Genomic DNA, 16,705 nt, shown 5'->3' with positions numbered 1-16,705 from the left:
AATAGGTGTCGGATCAATGGGAGTGGGATAGGCTTCCAGATTGTCATTTCGGCATCGACAGGCTGGAAGCCTATCCCACCGATTTTCTGCTGATTGCTACGTCTGTTTTGACGTTTTTGCGGTCTTCGGTGGGAGATCGCCGCCGGAACGGCACGTCAGCCAGCCACAATGCCCCCTACAGCCCCGTTGAGCCCTCCTTTGTGGGGAAATCGGATTGCCGCGGCGGTCGATTTTGCGAACCCGGCGAGGACAACGCAGACGATTCGGCGTTTGTTGGTGTAGACTGTCCGGTCAGCGCTTGTTGACCTGCGACGCCCGCCAATCTGCTCTCTTATCTCTTGCAACGATGGAACAACCGACCCCCGAGGAATTTGCTCGCCGAATCGGAGACCTTGGGCTCGCCGAGCGGCGCCAAGTCGATCACGCGATGGGAGAGCTGGGCGGCACGGAAATCACGCTCGATTCGGTGATCAAGCAGATGCAGCGCCGCGGGTTGGTGACGACGCTGCAAACCGAAAAAATCCTCCGTGGCGACCGCGTCGGGTACTTTTACGGCGACTACAAGGTGCTGTATCTGATCGGTGCCGGTACGTTTGCGCGCGTGTACCGTGCCAGCAAGGGCGACGAAGTTTTCGCCATCAAAGTGCTTCGCAAGCGATTTCGGGACGAGCCGAAAGAGATGGAACAGTTTCTCCGCGAAGGAAGCATGGGATTGAAGCTGCGGCATCCGAATATCGTCAGCATCCACGAAGTCGTCGCCGATCCGCGGAATCCGTTTTTGGTGATGGAGTTTGTGGAGGGGCAGACGCTTCGGGAACTGGTCCGCTTGCGGGGAAAGCTGCCGCCCAAATTGGCACTGCGTTTGATTCACGAAGTCGCGTCCGGGCTGGCTCATGCGGCCAGCATGGGGATTTCGCACCGCGACTTGAAACTGTCCAACGTGCTGATTTCCTCCGACGGCAAGGCGAAACTGGTGGACTTCGGATTGGCGGCATTGAGCGACCGGAAAAACCCCGAAGAAATCGCCGATTGCCCCAATGCCCGGGCGATCGACTATGCCGCGTTGGAACGTGGGACGGGAGTCCGCAAGGACGATCCGCGTAGCGACGTTTTCTTTGCCGGCAACATGCTCTACCACATGCTGGCCGGTGAGCCGGCGCTGACCGAAACACGCGACCGGCTTGCCCGCTTGAATGTGTCGCGTTTTCAAGAGATCAAACCGATCAGCCAGTTCGTTCCCGGCATCCCCGGGGTCGTCACTCAGTTGCTCGGCAAGATGATGGAGTTCAATCCCCAGAAGAGAATTCAATCGTCGGCCGCGTTGCAGGCCGAGGTCCGCAAGGCGATCGACATTCTGGAAAAGGGCCCCGGCAAAGCGAGCGCCGATGGGTCAACGCCGAGTGTGGGTGAGCACTACGACGATGACGATGTGCCGACCGATGAGGGTGAAGGTTATGTCGTGATGTTGGTGGAATCCAAAGCGGCACTCCAAAACGCGATCCGCGAACGGCTCAAGTCGCGGGGGTACCGTGTGCTGATCACCCAGGACCCCAATCGTGCATTGTCGCGTTTTGAACCCGGCGACGATCCTCCCGCGGACTGCGTGATTTTCAGTGCCGCGGAGCTGGGGACGCTGGCGTTGGAGGCTTACAACAAGTTTGCCTCCGATGAACACACCAGCGAAATCCCCTCGATTTTGTTGGTCGACCGACGTCAAGCACGCATCATTTCAGAGGCCCGTCGTGGTCCCCGTCGGCAACTGTTGGCGTTGCCGTTGAAGGTCAGGGAGCTTCGCGCGGGGTTGATCAAAGTGCTCACCGGCACCCAGCGTCGTCCGGCGGGGACCTATTAAGCGTCCTGTTCCACCCAGACCGGCGCGGGCTGGATCGTGTCCGCCACGGGCGATCCTTGATCCTTGCGCCCGCTGCCTTCCAGACGGCTGATCAATTTGACACTCATGTCATGATCGCACTGGATTTGACAGCTCAAGCGAACACCCGCGTCGCTGATTTGCCGCACCGCAAGGGTGTCCCGTTCGGCTTCCGTCATTCTTGGGGGTTCGCCGTCGGTGAACTGGACCCGACAGGTGGTGCATTTTGCCACGCCCCCACATGCGTGTAGTTGATCGGTACCCGCGTCGTCGACGAGCGCTTGGACCAATCGTTTTCCCTTGGCGACTTCAAAACTACCCACGCCCTCGACAGTTAATTTCGGCATTCGTTTCCACTCATTGAAAGTTTATGAAGAATCTTCGTCTGAACCGGCATTCGGGCCCCGGTTGGCATCGCAACGGAGGAGCCTAGCGGTAGAATAGCGGGTTGGCCAACGTTTTTAAAAGTCGCACAGAAGAGATCACCGGCCTGGAAAGCGGCGGATCGAAAAAAGGAACCTAGTTTGAGTATGGAATTGATCACGGAGAATTTGCCGGCAGCGTTTGGATTGTTGCTCGGCGAAGCGGTTTCGCGGCTGGTGGACGATCACGATCAATCGCTCGACAAGCGGGCGGCGATGCTGCGAGTCGAGACGCCCAAGTTTTCTCAAAGCGACGGCAAGATGTGCTTTGAGTTCCGGATGCGTCCCGGACGAAAACTGCCCTATCTGGTGAACTTGCAAATCGAACCGGACGTCGAGGAGGGCGACCGCGACACGCTCGAGTCGCCGCTGGACCTGTCGCTTCGCGCTTCGGTGACCTGCGCGTGTTCGGAATTCGAACGCGCCGAATCGAGGCGGACTGGAAGCGGCCGATGCAGTTGCACCCTGGCGGTCGCCTGGTGGGTGCACGAACAGATCTCCCGACGCAACAGCGAAGAGGTGTTGCTGTTTTTGAGCGACTTGAAGACCGACACCGTCGCTGCCGGCCGTGACGTGGTCAACCAACTGCTGAAACTGACCGACGAAGCGCACGCCAAAGAGGAAGACACCACCACGCGGGTGCAATGGCGGATCAAGATTTCGAACAACCAACTGTACGGACCGGTCAGCATCAATCCGTTCGTCCAGCGGTTGAAAAAGAATTCCAAGGGTTGGTCCAAGGGGCGTCAGACTCCCGCGTTCGACCTGCTCCGACGTGACGGCGAAGGAACGCCGGTCGACAGCCAGATCGCGGCGCTCACGTCGCAACCGAGCTCGGAGATGAATCGCGATTATTACCACCTGTTTCAATCGGTCGATCTGTTGGTCGGGCATCCCAATGTCGCCTGGGACGACACCTCGGCGACGCCCATCGAAGTCTCCCGCGGTGAAATCTCGGTCGCGCTCCAGCCCGTCGAAATCGACTCCTTGGACGACGAAGAACGGGCCGGTGAAACGCAAATCGAACGCGAGTCCGATCCCGCCAAGCGAAAAACGCTGTACCGCGTCGCCTTGCAGGTGCCGGGGATCGACATCGATATCAATCAATGCGAATTGGTGCTGGGCAATTTACATCCCGCCCAACCGGTCGTGCTGATCGCCGAGACCAACGGCAATCGGCTGATCATCGCCGCGCTGCGCGATCGCCGCGCGACCCGCTTGATTTCCTATCTGCTCAAAAGCGACTTGCACGAAGTCTTGGTGGACGACGACGCGGCGCACCAATTGACGATGAACATCGGCCAAATCGGGTCGCTCGTGCGTGTCGATCTGCCGGACCAGCTCGCCGGACCGCTCGAGGAGATCGAAGCCGAGATGGTGCTGGAATTGCGGCCCCGCGGTGGCGCTGGAATGTTCGTCCGTCTGTCGATGTTCGATTCCCGATTGCAAGACATGATGCGTCCGGGTGAAGAACCGGCCATCGTGCCGGGCATCACCGACCAGGGACCCATTCGACTGGTCCGCGACACCAAGGCCGAACGTGAGCACGCCGGCGAAGTGATCAATCGATTCCAGATCAATCAACTCGTCCCCGAAGAACCCTATGGCTGGGTCGCGCAAAGCGACGAGCAAGCGTTGGATCTGTTGGCGCGGCTGTACGATGCCGGTGACGAGGCGCCGCGCATGATTTGGCCCGAAGGTGAAACGATTCGCGTCCGCGGTGAAATCACGCCCTCCGCCCTCCGCGTCCAGATCGACGATTCAAAAGACTGGTTCGGGCTTTCGGGAACCATTTCGGTTGCCGGACAAGAAGTCAATCTGGAAGATCTGTTGACCGCCGTGACCGAGCGTCGCGCGCTGGTTCGCGTCGGTGATCGCGAATTTGCAAAGATCAGCGATGCGTTCCGCAAGCGTTTGGAACAGCTCGGGGATACCCTGGTCGCCGATCGCGGCACTCTAAAAGTGGCCGATGCCGCCGTCCCCGCCGTTCAAGAATTGCTCGGCACCGACGTGACCTTGGAAGTGTCGGCCCGATGGAGTCAGGTGATCGAAAACTTGGACTCGTTGGCCGATTACCATCCGATCAAACCCGACACGCTGGACGTGGATTTCCGAGACTACCAGTTGGACGGCTATCGCTGGCTGGCGCGTTTGAGCCGCTGGGGCGTCGGCGGAATTTTGGCCGACGACATGGGGCTCGGGAAAACCGTGCAAACACTCGGTGTCTTGGTCGATCGTGCCGCCGGCGGTCCCACGCTGGTGGTCGCCCCGACCAGTGTCGGCGAGAATTGGGTTCGTGAAACGCAGCGGTTCGCCCCCGAACTCAATCCGGTCTTGTATCGCGAAGGCAATCGGCAACAAGTCATCGATGCGGCCAGCCCTGGCGACCTGGTCATCGTCAGTTATCAATTGGTCCAGCGTGACGCCAAGCGTTTCGCCGCCAAACGTTGGAACACGCTGGTCCTGGACGAAGCGCAGTTCATCAAAAATGCCCAAACCAAGACCTCCCGCGCCATCCGCGATCTCGAAGCGGATTGGCGGATCGCACTTTCGGGCACGCCGTTGGAAAACCACCTCGGGGAATTGTGGAGTCTGTTGCGGACGATCAGCCCCGGGTTGCTCGGATCGTGGGACCGCTTTCGGAACCGGTTTGCCGATCCGATCGAACGCCACAAAGATCCCGAACGCCGCGAGTCGCTGGCACGATTGGTCCGCCCCTTCATCTTGCGGCGCACGAAAGAAAAGGTGCTCAAAGAACTGCCACCCCGTACCGAAATCACCCTGCAAGCGCACCTCAGTACCGAAGAGCGTGCGATGTACGACGAGGCACGTGTCGCGGCGCTGGCCGAATTGTCCGGCGGGGATGCAAAGCCGGGCGAACACCGGATGCGAACGCTCGCCTGGTTGACCAAGCTGCGGCAATTGGCCTGTCACCCTCGACTGGTCGACCGGATGTGGGACAAGGGCAGCGCCAAACTCAGTTTGCTGAACTCGTTGGTCGATGAATTGCACGACGGCGAACACCGCGCGTTGATTTTCAGCCAATTCGTCAAGCACCTCGGACTGATTCGAGAATTGCTCGATGAGCGTGGGATCAAATACCAATACCTGGACGGCGCGACGCCGGCCAAAGAACGGCAGCGCCGGGTGGATGCCTTCCAGGAAGGCGAGGGCGAATTGTTCTTGATTTCGCTCAAAGCTGGCGGAACGGGTTTGAACCTTACCGCCGCTGATTACGTCATACACTTAGACCCCTGGTGGAACCCGGCTGTCGAAGATCAAGCCACCGACCGCGCGCACCGAATCGGGCAAGAACGTCCCGTGACGGTTTATCGATTGGTCGCGTCTGGTACGATCGAAGAACAGATTCTGGAGATGCACGCCGACAAACGCGAACTGGTCGCCGGTGTCTTGGATGGAACCGACCGCGCGGCGAAGATGGACACCGAAGATTTGATACGTCTGATCAAAGCGGGCGATCGATAATCCCTACCCGCCGAGGGCCGATGCGATGTGGACGATCTTGGCAGAAAACCCGCTGTTGATCTCGATCATGATCGGGATCGTTGTGGCGGGGTTGTTTTATGGCTGGTTGCAAACCGGCAACAAACATCTCGGGATCGCCACCTTGGCCGCCGCGTTGCTGATTCCGGCGGCGTTCTATGCCGCGAACGCCATCGTGACCGATCGAGAAAAAATCCTCGAAGCCATCTACGCGACGGCCGATGCGGTCGAACAAAACGATCACGAGTCGGCGGTCATCTACATCGCCGACCGGGCGACGCGACAGCGGGCATTGAACGAATTGCCCAACTACGAATTTCATCGTCTGGCGGTTCGCAATATCCAAATCCAGTTCGTCACCGGCAGCTATCCCTTGGAAGCGACTGTCGATCTGGACGCCTCGGTCACCGCCAGCATGTCTTCGGGCACGATGAGAAACGTCCGCGTCCCCCGACGCGTGATTTTGACCTTTCAAAAACAGCCCGACGATTCCTGGTTGGTCACCGACTACACCCACAGGCCGTTGACCGGCGGCGCCGACAACTTCACCCCCAATCGAATTTAGCAACGCACCAAAAAGAGGTGGGATAGGCTTCCAGCCTGTCATGGCGAAAACGACAGGCTGGAAGCCTATCCCACAATCAATCCCCGCCACTTATTCTTCCGACGGTCCTTACCGCGTCGTTGTAAACTCCAATACGATTAACACGACCACCAACAACGACGCACTGCCAAGCGTGACGGCGGTTCGGTTCTGCGGAAAAAAATCGAACAGGGTCAGCTTGCCCTTGTCACCGATTGGATCGAGGTTGCGGCTGATCCAACTCGATGCCTCGGCAAAGACGTAGGAACCGGCAACCATCCCCACCATCATCGCGATCGCATCAAAGTTTCCCTGCCCCAGCGCGGCGGCCCCGGTGCCCGGACAATAAGCGGACAACGCGAATCCGCATCCGAACAGCAGCCCCCCGATGACGTTGGAAGCCAAACGAGTCGGCTTGATATGGAATTCCACCATTTCGGCTCGGTGTAGCGTGTGGATTCCCAACATGCCCACGACGACCGCGGACAACATGACTTTCACAACCGTGAAGTCCTCTAACAACAGTTGTCCGATCAAGATGTGAAATTTCGCGACGCCGCCTTTTTGCAATAGGAAGCCAAACACGATGCCGAAGAGCACGCCCAACGCAAGTGAGCGGCCCGCCGCGGACAGCGGCTTAGGCTGCTTGTCTTGATCGTTTTTTGCGTGTGGCGCTGTGATGTCGTTTGGCGCTGTATCGTTCGGCGCTGTATCGTTCGGCGCTGTATCGTTCGGCTTTTCCGTAGTGGTGGACATCAGGTGGGCTCCTTGGAAAGAATGGGCCGCCTAAACGGCATACATCAGCATCGCGGTCACGATGCCGCCAATAAAAAAGCAGATCGCGGCGATCCAAGACCCGATCGCAAGTTGAAGTGTGCCGCTGATCCCGTGGCCGCTGGTGCAGCCTCCGGCCATCCGCGCACCAAACGCCATCAGACCGCCGCCGCAGAATGCAACGAGGACACGAAGCAGTCCGCTGTCTGCGCCGAAGCGGTCTTGCCACATCAGTGGTAGCAGGCGACCGGTCCATTCGTTTCCGCTCCAGGCGGCAACGAAGGCGCCGATCACCACGCCGAGAACCAACATGAACTCCCAGCCGATTTTTGGCGGGTTGTCCTGGAAGTATTTCAGTCGTTGCGTGTGATGCGGAGCTGTCAGGTTGCCCAGCATGCCGGCGGCACGTGCGTAGGCTGTCGACGCGCCCAAGGGTTTATTTGAAAAATAGAACGTCAACATGGACAGCACGCCGATCAACGCTCCGACCAGGTAGGGTGACCACGCCGGACCGGAGTACTCCAGCGGATTGACTTCGGCGAGCGATGTCAGTGCAGGGGAGAGCGTCTGCAGGATCATGCCGTTGCTCCTTCGGGCTGTTCACTTGGAAAACCGGCCGCCGTCCAGGCACCCCAGCTTCCCGGCACATTGCTGACGTCGCTGAAACCGCGTGCCTTCATCAAGCTGGCGGCGATGCTGGCGCGATATCCGCTGGCACAATAGGTGGCGTACCGGGCGCTCTTGTCCAAGCCGTTGATACGGTCGCGCATGTCGGCGACGAAGTGATGTTTTGACCCTGGTATGTGACCGGACGCCCATTCGTCGGGAGCGCGAACATCCAGGATCGTCAAATCGCCGTCGCTGATCTGCAACTCACGCAATCGCTGAACGGGGATCTGTTCCAGGGTTTCCAACGGCAGGCCGGCGATTTCCCACGCCTCCATTCCGCCGCTCAGGTAGCCGGCAAAGCAGCCATGGCCGGTTCGCACCAGCAGCCGCTCGATCCGATCGAGATCGTCTTCGCGCTCGACGACCAACAGCAAGCGTTGGTCGAGGTCGAGCATTTGTCCCGCCCACGCCGACAACTCCGATCGGCCTGCGATATTGATCGCACCTGGAACGTGACCTCCGCCGAAGGCCAGCATGGACCGAGTGTCCAGGACATGGACGCCGGGTTCGCGGGCGACACGTCGAAAGTCGTCCGGCGGCAGTGCCGGAATGGTCGGCAAGCGATCCATGATGTCCGGTCCGGCGGCGTTGATTTTTTTCAGTTGCGGGTAGTGCCAGGGAACCGGAGGCGCGTCGGTAACGACAAACTGACGGAACGACTCGAGATCCGGATAGCTGAGGAACGGATTCGTCCGCCGCTCGTATCCGATGGTGCTCTGCAGGCGATCACCGATGGCGGCTCCACATGCCGAGCCGGCGCCATGGCCCGGAAAGACCGTCACGAAGTCGTCCAACTTCAAGAAATAGCCGTACAGCGTGTGGTACAACGCTTCGGCCAATTGCGCGGTCTGTCCCTCCCCGAGTAAGTCAGGGCGACCGGCCGAGCCGACGAACAACGAATCCCCGGTGAACACGGCCCATGGCGTGTCGTGATGACCACTTTCTGCGATCTCAAACGTCATGTGCTCCGGCGTGTGCCCCGGCGTGTGGCGTGCCGTTAACTGAAAAGACCCAAAGTCGAATGTCTCTCCATCGGCCACGGGCTGTCCATCAAATTGATAGTCCGCATGATCGCCACTCAGATAGATCTGTGCCCGCCCAACCCGCTCGGCGAGTGAACGGCTTCCGGACACAAAGTCTGCGTGAATGTGTGTCTCGAAAATGTGGGTGATTGCCAAGCCATGCTTGCGTGCGAGCTGCTCATAAACCTCGACGTCGGTTCTCGGGTCGATCACGGCAGCATGGCCAGAATCGGTATCGCCTAGCAGGTATGACAACTGCGCGATCCCGTCGGTGAATACGGTTTCTTGAACAAACATGCTTGGGAATCCTCCTACGAACGAAACCTAGACGGCCACAAACTTTCACGTGCGGAAGTTTGACGAGCAACTTGCGGTTGAACACTCTTCGCAAATCGTTTTGCAAATCGCGCGCCAAGCGTGTCGTCCCTGTCAGATACAACGCGGACTCAGCCAATCGACCGCATACCAAGCGGATTCGCTCCGGCGTTTGGTCGCGAATCATTCAGGTTGATCCCTACACGGTCGACGTTCGCGACGTCCGGCAGGCCACTCGCGCCCGCCAGTGCGATTGGATGGCCAATCAAGGTGTGGGAAGAGAGTGAAGCGTACATTGATCCCAAGAAAGGACTTAGCGACCGTCGGTGTTTGCCCTTGAGGGGCCGTCCAGCTGAGGACGACCGGTTTTTCGAGTACGACAGCCCTTCCGGGCCGTCGTCCGTTGGACTCCGGACGACGACCTAGAAAGGACGTCGTACTGTGCCAATCGGGAACGGAGGGGCCTAGCCCCTTGCTGATGATTGCTGCAAATGGAACTTGGCTTCGTTGATCCATTTGAGCATCTGAAGCCGTTTACCGGTTCGGGTGGCCTGGTGTCCGAGCATCGCCATCAGCGTGCTGGCGGCGGCAGATTCCACTTGGTTCTCCGCCGCGCCGCGACGAATCGAACCGAGAAAGGCTCGCTGTTGTTCGACCGTGGCTGTCTTGAGAGACGAGGGTCGATCCGACTGCCAGACGAGGTTGCCATCGAGGGAATAGATCTTGCCGGCGGATAAGTCGGCTCGTCCCAACGTGCCGTGGACGTGTTCGCTGGTGTTGTTCCACGATTTTGCAACGCGGCGACATTGCGACATCAGCACGGCGCCGGTGGTGAATTCAAATTCAACGGTATGATGATCAAACACTTCGCCCGAACGATCGGGTTGCAGCGATGGATGTTCGGCCGTGTCGAAGGTTCCCCAACCGCCCTGACCTTGAGCGACGAAGGGGGCTTGATCGAGTGCCCAGCGGATCACGTCCAATCCCGCGACGTGCTGTTCGACCAAGAAATCGCCTCCGGTCCATTGGAAATGGTTCCAGTTTCGTCGTTGGAAATCCGCGTCCGATTCGTTCCCGGCGCGAGTCGGCGGCCGCAAGGATCCGGCATTGCAAAATGCTCTGGCAAAGACCGGCGTTCCGACGGCGCCGTTTCGCACACGTTCGATCACGTCTTGGTAACGATGGTCATAGCGGCGTTGAAAACCGACGTGCACAGTCAGTCCAGCGGCGTTGGCCTGTTCCGCGGTGTCGATCGACTGCAGGACGCCGGCGGCGTCGGCGGCGAGCGGTTTTTCCAAAAAGGCGTGCTTGCCCGCTTCGACGATTTTGCGAAAGCAGTCGGGGCGATCCACCGGCGGTGTGGTCACGTAAACGATGTCGGCGTCGGAATCCAGAATCGGGTTGAGACAATCTGCGCCGCCGGAGCGAACACAATTCGCCGTGATCTGGCCGCCGTAGCGTCCTTTCAAGCTGCGGTACAGCGACTGTGTTTGCGAGGGGAAATAGTCCGCCAGCCCGACCAATTGCACCGCTTCGTCATCGACGGCCCAGACGGCGTCGGCGAGTTCACGGGCGCGACGACCGCAACCGACGATCGCGATTTTGATCGGGGCATTGCTGCCGCCCTGAACCGCTTTTCCGACCGCGACGGCGCCGCCAATAGCGCCTCCGGCGATCATCAGCCCGCTATCCTTGATGAAACTCCGTCGGGCACAGGACGACGAAGTGTTTTCCTTTGACTTGTTCATCAACCCTTAAGCACCCTCGCGCATTTTTTGTCGCGCGCGACTGAGCATCGGCCCGATCGAGTTCTCGGCCAGACCAATCGCCTTGCTGATTTCCTGGTAGGACATCCCTTCCAGATGGTACATCCGGACCACACTCGATTCCTCGGGATTGAGTCGGGCCATCAGGCGTTCCACTTCTTCGCGATTCTCGATCCGTTCGGTCGGCTCGGTCGTCGCCGGTTCGGCAGCGGTGACGGACAACCGACTTCGAAACCCATCCAGATGCAACCGTCGGGCGATCACCCGTCGCGCGATGACGGTCAGGTAGGTTGCCAAGGAACTGTCGCGGCGAAATCGTCGCAAGACGCCCCGATCCGAAGCCAGCAAGACCATGAAGACCTCGGCGACCAGGTCGTCCCGGGTCGAATCGTCGAGCGACAGGCCGCGTGATTCGGCGGTGTGATTGGCGACGTGGATCACCAGTCCGAGAAAGCGTTCGGTAAAGTCCTGCCAGGCGCGCGGCGCTCCATCAATGCAGCGTTGGAGGAGAATTCGATCGATGTCAGAGAGACTCACGGTGTCGATACCAAAAGAGAAGCTTCACAATAGCCGGTGCTTGCTGCCTTCTTTTCGGCGACACCCTTCGCCCAGCAGACCCCTTCATGGTAGGTGGGGTGACAGCAAATCGCAAGCTTTGAAAGGAAACCTCCGCCATCACGGGGGGCGTGCGTCGCGCCGCTCGTTCCAATTCTACCAGTCAGGCGACAAGGGCGAATCGCTCTCTTTTCGACGCCCCGGCCGGCCGGCGTGACCTATGGTTGCCAGTAGCCGGTATTCTCGTCGTCACTCCTCCGTATTTGAGCCTAATGACTCATTCTCAGACACCTTTCGAGCCCCAGAATCCTACCTTCAACGCTGCCGTTCCCGCCGCGGGGGGCCTGTCGAATTCATCGACGGTTGCCCGGGGAACTGCGAATTGTGTGACGAATCTGCTGGCCAAACTGCAGATCGCCTCGGAGGCTGTCGCGGAGACTCCGGCGGAACGTCCCGAGAAAGACGCCGAGAACCGCTTGGCCGTCGTCCGCTTGGGGATCGCGACGTCGTTGTTCTACGCGCTGCGAACCAAACACCCGGCGACCGCCGCGCACGGATTGAGGGTGGCGTTGTTTTGCAGCAGTTGGGCCGAGCAGATGGGCCTGGATCACGACCTGCGAGACCGAATCGAAGTCGGGGCGCTGCTGCATGACGTCGGCAAGATCGGAATTCCCGATCGGATTCTCCGCAAGCCGGGGAAACTGACCGTCGACGAGCAGCTTGTGATGGACACTTGTCCGGATGTCGGATGCGATATTCTGCAAGGCTGCACCGCGGACCCGGACTTGTTGGACATCGTTCGCTACTGCAACGTCTGGTACGACAGCCGACGCGATGGGGAAACGCCACGCGGCGAAGCGCTGCCGTTGGGGGCGCGGATGCTGGCGATCGCCGACGCCTTTGACGCGATGACGACCGAGCACGTGTATCGGCCGGCGATGAGCCGTGATCGCGCGCTTGCCGAACTGGTTCGCGGCAGCGGAACGCAATTCGATCCGGATCTGGTCCACGATTTCAGCCGCCTGCTCGAAGCCCGGCCGGAGATTCTGCAAGGATCGATGGTCCACCGCTGGCTCCAACAATTGCGTCCCGAAGATTCTCAGGCGTTCTGGACCGGGACTGCAAACGTCGCGGTCGGCAAGTCCCATCGAACCAAAGAGGTGGTGCGGCGCGAAACGCTGTTCAATCAACGCCTGTTGTCGACACTCAAAGACGGCGTCGCGTTTACCGACGGCGAAGGCAACGTTTCCCAGTGGAACGTTGCCATGGAGCGACTGACCGATCTTCCCGCCGAAGCGATCATCGGAAAACAATGGTCTGCCGCGGCACTCCGGATGCGTGACACCGACCGCGACCGCGACGACGAAACCATTTGTCCGTTGCAGGAATGTTTTCGAACGGGCGAAGCGGTTCGACGCGCGATGATCATCGAAGCCGTCGGAACCGATCCCGTGTCGGTGCACGTCGAAGTCGCTCCTGTGCATGGGGAACGCCCCGGGTCCCACGGTACCGTGATCGTGGTTCACGACCTGTCCGACCGCGAACACTTGGAGCGTCGACTGGACACGCTGCACCAACAAACGCGACTGGACGGACTCACCCGTGTCGCCAACCGCGCCCATTTCGACACCACGTTGGAAGAGCTGGTTGCCGCCACCGCCGCCGGCGGACCAACGTTTGCGCTGGTGATCTGCGACCTGGACCATTTCAAGCGAATCAATGATACATTCGGCCATCCCGCCGGTGACGAAGCGCTCAAAGTCTTTGCCAACGTGTTGCGGTCGCAGAGCCGTGATGGTGACTTGGTGGCGCGATATGGCGGTGAGGAGTTTCTGTTGTTGGCCAACGCGTGTGACAATGCGACGGGCGCCAAACGCGCCGAAGTCCTCCGCCAGACACTCGAATCGACACCCATCGAAGCCCTCGGCGGAGAGTGCATCACGGCCAGTTTCGGCGTCACCGAATATCAATCCGGCGACAGCGCGGAAACCGTGTTGGCACGAGCCGACCGAGCCTTGCTGAAGGCAAAAGACAACGGCCGAAACCGAGTCGTTCAGCTGGGGTTGGGGAAAATGTCCGAAGTCGCCGAGCCCGCCCACCGGGCCGGTTGGTTCGACTGGTTGATCGGCGGTGACGAAGCCGTCGCGACGAAGGTTGATATCCTGACTCCCGTTCCGATCGACTTGGTGATCGAAAAACTGCGCGGCTTCATCGCCGATCACCACGCCGAAATCGTCAACGTGGCTGAGAACCAGCTTTCGCTCAAAGTCGTCTCGGGATCCAGTCCGGGCGGCCGCCGCCGCGTCGATCATAAGATTTCATTCCATGCGGTGTTGACGCTCAGCGAAGCGCAAAAAGACGAACTGCTGACCGAAAATGCGACACCGGGTTGCAGCACGAAAGTCCACTTGGAACTCAAGCCGATCCGAAATCGCGATCGCCGCCGACGCGAACTGAAAGACGCCGTCCAACAGCTCGTCGCCAGTTTTCGCTGTTACCTGATGGGCGAGATCATCAACCGCGTCGACTAGGGCTTTGTCAAGGATTAGATGTGGCGTAAGCTTCCAGCTTGCGCTCCTCGTTTCACTCGTGAAACGCAAGCTGGACGCTTACGCCACTTTGCCCGATGGACTATGAGAGCTGAAGGACGGCGTTGTGGAATTGACGTCCGGTTCCGGCGTGCGTGAACGCGACTCCGGAGGCGTATTGCGATCCCCGCAGCGAGGTCCAAACGGTGGTGCCGACGACGGCGTTGCCATCATCGAGTTGCAGCATCACTCGCGTGCCGATCACCAATTCATTCGGACCGATGATCTGCAGCCCGCTGCGACTGGTCGATACGATTCGACCCGCGCCGCGATTCTGAGGCTGGTACTGCCGGATGGTGACGCCGACGTCGACCGATTCGCGTCGCGCCGCGCGGCGGCTGAGTTGACCGGCGCGGATGCCTGCGGAAATGAAGTCATCGGGAAGCGAACGGCGAAAGTACAAACCGCTGGCGTATTGATCGAGTCCCGATTGACGGGACCAGCACACCCGCGCGAGCATTTGCAAGGTTTCGTGTCCCGCCAGGTTGTGGATTTCCAACGTCGTTGACTTGAAAAGCGGCCGATCGTGCCGATAGCGAATCGCGCAACCGCTGGAGTTGAGATCCACGATCTGACAGGGAATTTGATCGTCGCCTCCCAGCGGCGCATGAACCAAAAGCCGGCACTGGATGTCGCGAACATCCTGCCCGCCGATCACTTGAAATCGCGGCTCGTAGCGGTCATCGTCGACGGTTGGGCCGACCGGGATCGTGTGTGTCGGATGCTCTGGAGTTCGCAATGCGGGAGTGTCTGCCCCCGAAGCCCCGGGCAGGTTGGTTCGAGGTGATGCAACGGTGGGCATGATTTTGCACTCGCAAGAGAAGTCGTGACGGAGGAAACCCTAGCATGCGCAAGCCATCGCGAGGGGGGCAGGTTCGAGAACTCCGTCGCACCCGCGACCGGCGAGATCATCATCGAACGATCTTGCCGTTTGGAGAGTCGTCAATGGGCAATTCGCTCCATGGATCGGTTACACTGCTCGAAAGCGACCGGTCCAAAACCGCAACTTGGTTTTGCGTCGCACCGATCCCTCACGTCCCTCATTCGCAACATCCTGAAGATGCCCGCTATGCGTTTTTTGTTGATGATCGCCGCCGTTGTCTTGATCGGCGTTATCCCGCGATCTGGCCTGGCCAAAACCCCCAACATCGTTTTTATCCTGGCTGATGATCTCGGCTATGGTGAACTCGGATGCTACGGTCAAGAAAAGATTCGGACACCCAATATCGACCGGCTCGCCAAAGACGGGATGCGTTTCCTGCAACACTACACCGGAGCGCCGGTCTGTGCTCCGGCACGCTGCACCCTGATGACCGGCCAGCATCTGGGGCACGCCGAGATCCGCACCAACCGAGATTCCGGCAACGGACGCATTTATCCCGGACAATTTCCGATCACCGAACAAGTCGTCACGATCGCCGAGGTGTTGCACGAGGCCGGCTACGCGACCGGTGCCTTTGGCAAATGGGGGCTCGGTCCGTCCAACACAACCGGTTCACCGATCAAACAGGGATTCGATCGCTACTTCGGTTACAACTGCCAACGCAACGCCCACAGCTATTTCCCCCCGTTCTTGGACAGCGACGAAAAAGAAGTTCAGATCAACAAGTATCCGATCCCCGGCCACGACCGCAAACCGGACGGGGAAGTGGTCGCGGATGACTATCGGGCGAAAACGTATGCGCCGGATTTGATTCTGCAGGAGGCCGTCAAGTTCCTGGAAAAGAACAAGGACAATCCGTTCTTTTTGTATTGTCCGTTCGTCGAGCCTCACGTCGCCATGCAGCCGCCCCAAGAATGGATCGACAAGTATCCGACGGAGTGGGACGACCAGCACGGACCGTATCGGGGCGAGAACGGTTACCTGCCGCACCCGCGACCGAGAGCCGCCTACGCCGCGATGATCTCCGACTTGGATGAACACGTCGGAACGATTCTGGATCAACTGGACAAGCACGGTTTGACCGATAACACGGTCGTGATTTTCACGTCCGACAACGGTCCGACGCATGGCAGCCGCAATCCCGAGTTCCATGTCGGTGGAGCGGCCTGCAAATTCTTCAACTCCACCGGCGGACTGAACGGGTACAAGGGCAGCTGCTACGAGGGCGGCATTCGCATCCCCTGCCTGGTCCGATGGCCCGGTCAGGTTGCCGAAGGAAGTGAGAATGATTTTCCATCGTACTTCCCGGACTGGTTTCCCACGTTGGCTGAGATCGCCGGCGCCAAGCTTCCCGAGCAGCAAATACTTGACGGCGTCAGTCTGGTCGGATTGGTGCAGGGGAAAGAAACGCAACGCTCGAAACCCCTGATTTGGAATTTCAACGGTTACGGCGGAATCGTTGCAGTCCGGGACGGCGACTGGAAAGCCATTCGCCGCAACATCAATCAAAAACAAGCAGCCGATTGGGAGCTTTACAACATTGCAGACGATCCCTCTGAAACCAAGGATCTGGCCAAGTCCCATCCGAAAATCGTCAAACGGCTCGAACTTGCCTTCATCAACGACCGCACGTTCGAACCGGATTTTCCGATGAAGATCTACGACGAGCGTTGACCCCCTTTTCGCTCGCGGTGGGTTGAGCGGATTCGATTGCATTATCCTTTCGGACCTGGTCAACCTGATGAATTTCGCCG

At 59.3% G+C, this 16,705-nt stretch carries 12 protein-coding genes; 5 read left to right on the top strand and 7 right to left on the bottom strand.

All coding sequences use genetic code 11. The annotated features are described in order from the left end of the window. Window positions 1-346: 346 nt before the first annotated feature. A complete protein-coding gene (locus tag Enr13x_RS22060; protein WP_145389049.1) occupies window positions 347-1,852 on the top strand; it encodes a serine/threonine-protein kinase in 1,506 nt (501 codons plus the stop codon). Here Enr13x_RS22060 and Enr13x_RS22055 read toward each other — a convergent pair. Further along, a complete protein-coding gene (locus tag Enr13x_RS22055; RefSeq protein WP_145389048.1) occupies window positions 1,849-2,217 on the bottom strand; it encodes a 2Fe-2S iron-sulfur cluster-binding protein in 369 nt (122 codons plus the stop codon). The two genes, Enr13x_RS22060 and Enr13x_RS22055, sit on opposite strands and share 4 nt — an antisense overlap. A 183-nt stretch (window positions 2,218-2,400) precedes the next feature. Here Enr13x_RS22055 and Enr13x_RS22050 point away from each other — a divergent pair, with 183 nt between their 5' ends. After that, the gene (locus Enr13x_RS22050) at window positions 2,401-5,778 is read left to right on the top strand and encodes a DEAD/DEAH box helicase (protein ID WP_145392584.1); all 3,378 of its coding nucleotides are present in this window, start codon (window positions 2,401-2,403) and stop codon (window positions 5,776-5,778) included. A 25-nt stretch (window positions 5,779-5,803) separates the two neighbouring features. Then, complete coding sequence (locus tag Enr13x_RS22045) at window positions 5,804-6,361, top strand: hypothetical protein (RefSeq protein ID WP_145389047.1); 558 nt, start codon at window positions 5,804-5,806, stop codon at window positions 6,359-6,361. 108 nt (window positions 6,362-6,469) lie between these two features. On the opposite strand, the gene Enr13x_RS22040 is transcribed toward Enr13x_RS22045, so the two are convergent. The 5 genes from Enr13x_RS22040 to Enr13x_RS22020 form a co-directional block, all read right to left on the bottom strand. Beyond that, on the bottom strand, window positions 6,470-7,135 hold the full coding sequence (locus Enr13x_RS22040; RefSeq protein ID WP_145389046.1) for a YeeE/YedE family protein: 666 nt from the start codon (window positions 7,133-7,135) through the stop codon (window positions 6,470-6,472). 30 nt (window positions 7,136-7,165) lie between these two features. Continuing rightward, complete coding sequence (locus tag Enr13x_RS22035) at window positions 7,166-7,732, bottom strand: YeeE/YedE thiosulfate transporter family protein (protein ID WP_145389045.1); 567 nt, start codon at window positions 7,730-7,732, stop codon at window positions 7,166-7,168. Continuing rightward, window positions 7,729-9,141: an MBL fold metallo-hydrolase gene (locus Enr13x_RS22030; protein ID WP_145389044.1), complete on the bottom strand. Its 1,413-nt coding sequence runs from the start codon at window positions 9,139-9,141 to the stop codon at window positions 7,729-7,731. Before Enr13x_RS22030 ends, Enr13x_RS22035 begins: the two co-directional genes overlap by 4 nt. 482 nt (window positions 9,142-9,623) lie before the next feature. Next, window positions 9,624-10,907 carry a Gfo/Idh/MocA family protein gene (locus tag Enr13x_RS22025; protein ID WP_145389043.1) on the bottom strand — a complete coding sequence of 428 codons (1,284 nt, stop codon included), beginning with the start codon at window positions 10,905-10,907 and terminating at the stop codon, window positions 9,624-9,626. A gap of 6 nt (window positions 10,908-10,913) precedes the next feature. Then, window positions 10,914-11,462: an RNA polymerase sigma factor gene (locus Enr13x_RS22020; RefSeq protein WP_145389042.1), complete on the bottom strand. Its 549-nt coding sequence runs from the start codon at window positions 11,460-11,462 to the stop codon at window positions 10,914-10,916. Window positions 11,463-11,866: 404 nt separating this feature from the next. Here Enr13x_RS22020 and Enr13x_RS22015 point away from each other — a divergent pair, with 404 nt between their 5' ends. Beyond that, window positions 11,867-14,011: a sensor domain-containing diguanylate cyclase/phosphohydrolase gene (locus Enr13x_RS22015; RefSeq protein ID WP_197455279.1), complete on the top strand. Its 2,145-nt coding sequence runs from the start codon at window positions 11,867-11,869 to the stop codon at window positions 14,009-14,011. A gap of 100 nt (window positions 14,012-14,111) precedes the next feature. On the opposite strand, the gene Enr13x_RS22010 is transcribed toward Enr13x_RS22015, so the two are convergent. Further along, window positions 14,112-14,870 carry a PilZ domain-containing protein gene (locus tag Enr13x_RS22010; protein ID WP_145389040.1) on the bottom strand — a complete coding sequence of 253 codons (759 nt, stop codon included), beginning with the start codon at window positions 14,868-14,870 and terminating at the stop codon, window positions 14,112-14,114. A gap of 258 nt (window positions 14,871-15,128) precedes the next feature. Between Enr13x_RS22010 and Enr13x_RS22005 the strand changes: the two genes are divergently transcribed. Then, window positions 15,129-16,625: an arylsulfatase gene (locus tag Enr13x_RS22005; protein ID WP_145389039.1), complete on the top strand. Its 1,497-nt coding sequence runs from the start codon at window positions 15,129-15,131 to the stop codon at window positions 16,623-16,625. Window positions 16,626-16,705: the final 80 nt, after the last annotated feature.

Source organism: Stieleria neptunia, from assembly GCF_007754155.1.
GTDB lineage: Bacteria > Planctomycetota > Planctomycetia > Pirellulales > Pirellulaceae > Stieleria > Stieleria neptunia.
This window is presented reverse-complemented; position numbering and strand designations above follow the sequence as displayed.

What these genes read in the sequence shown, in the direction of transcription:
- Enr13x_RS22060 (WP_145389049.1), top strand. Translation starts at nt 347, where the DNA reads ATGGAACAACCGACCCCCGAGGAATTTGCTCGCCGAATCGGAGACCTT.
- Enr13x_RS22055 (WP_145389048.1), bottom strand. Translation starts at nt 2,217, where the DNA reads ATGCCGAAATTAACTGTCGAGGGCGTGGGTAGTTTTGAAGTCGCCAAG.
- Enr13x_RS22050 (WP_145392584.1), top strand. Translation starts at nt 2,401, where the DNA reads ATGGAATTGATCACGGAGAATTTGCCGGCAGCGTTTGGATTGTTGCTC.
- Enr13x_RS22045 (WP_145389047.1), top strand. Translation starts at nt 5,804, where the DNA reads ATGTGGACGATCTTGGCAGAAAACCCGCTGTTGATCTCGATCATGATC.
- Enr13x_RS22040 (WP_145389046.1), bottom strand. Translation starts at nt 7,135, where the DNA reads ATGTCCACCACTACGGAAAAGCCGAACGATACAGCGCCGAACGATACA.
- Enr13x_RS22035 (WP_145389045.1), bottom strand. Translation starts at nt 7,732, where the DNA reads ATGATCCTGCAGACGCTCTCCCCTGCACTGACATCGCTCGCCGAAGTC.
- Enr13x_RS22030 (WP_145389044.1), bottom strand. Translation starts at nt 9,141, where the DNA reads ATGTTTGTTCAAGAAACCGTATTCACCGACGGGATCGCGCAGTTGTCA.
- Enr13x_RS22025 (WP_145389043.1), bottom strand. Translation starts at nt 10,907, where the DNA reads ATGAACAAGTCAAAGGAAAACACTTCGTCGTCCTGTGCCCGACGGAGT.
- Enr13x_RS22010 (WP_145389040.1), bottom strand. Translation starts at nt 14,870, where the DNA reads ATGCCCACCGTTGCATCACCTCGAACCAACCTGCCCGGGGCTTCGGGG.
- Enr13x_RS22005 (WP_145389039.1), top strand. Translation starts at nt 15,129, where the DNA reads ATGCCCGCTATGCGTTTTTTGTTGATGATCGCCGCCGTTGTCTTGATC.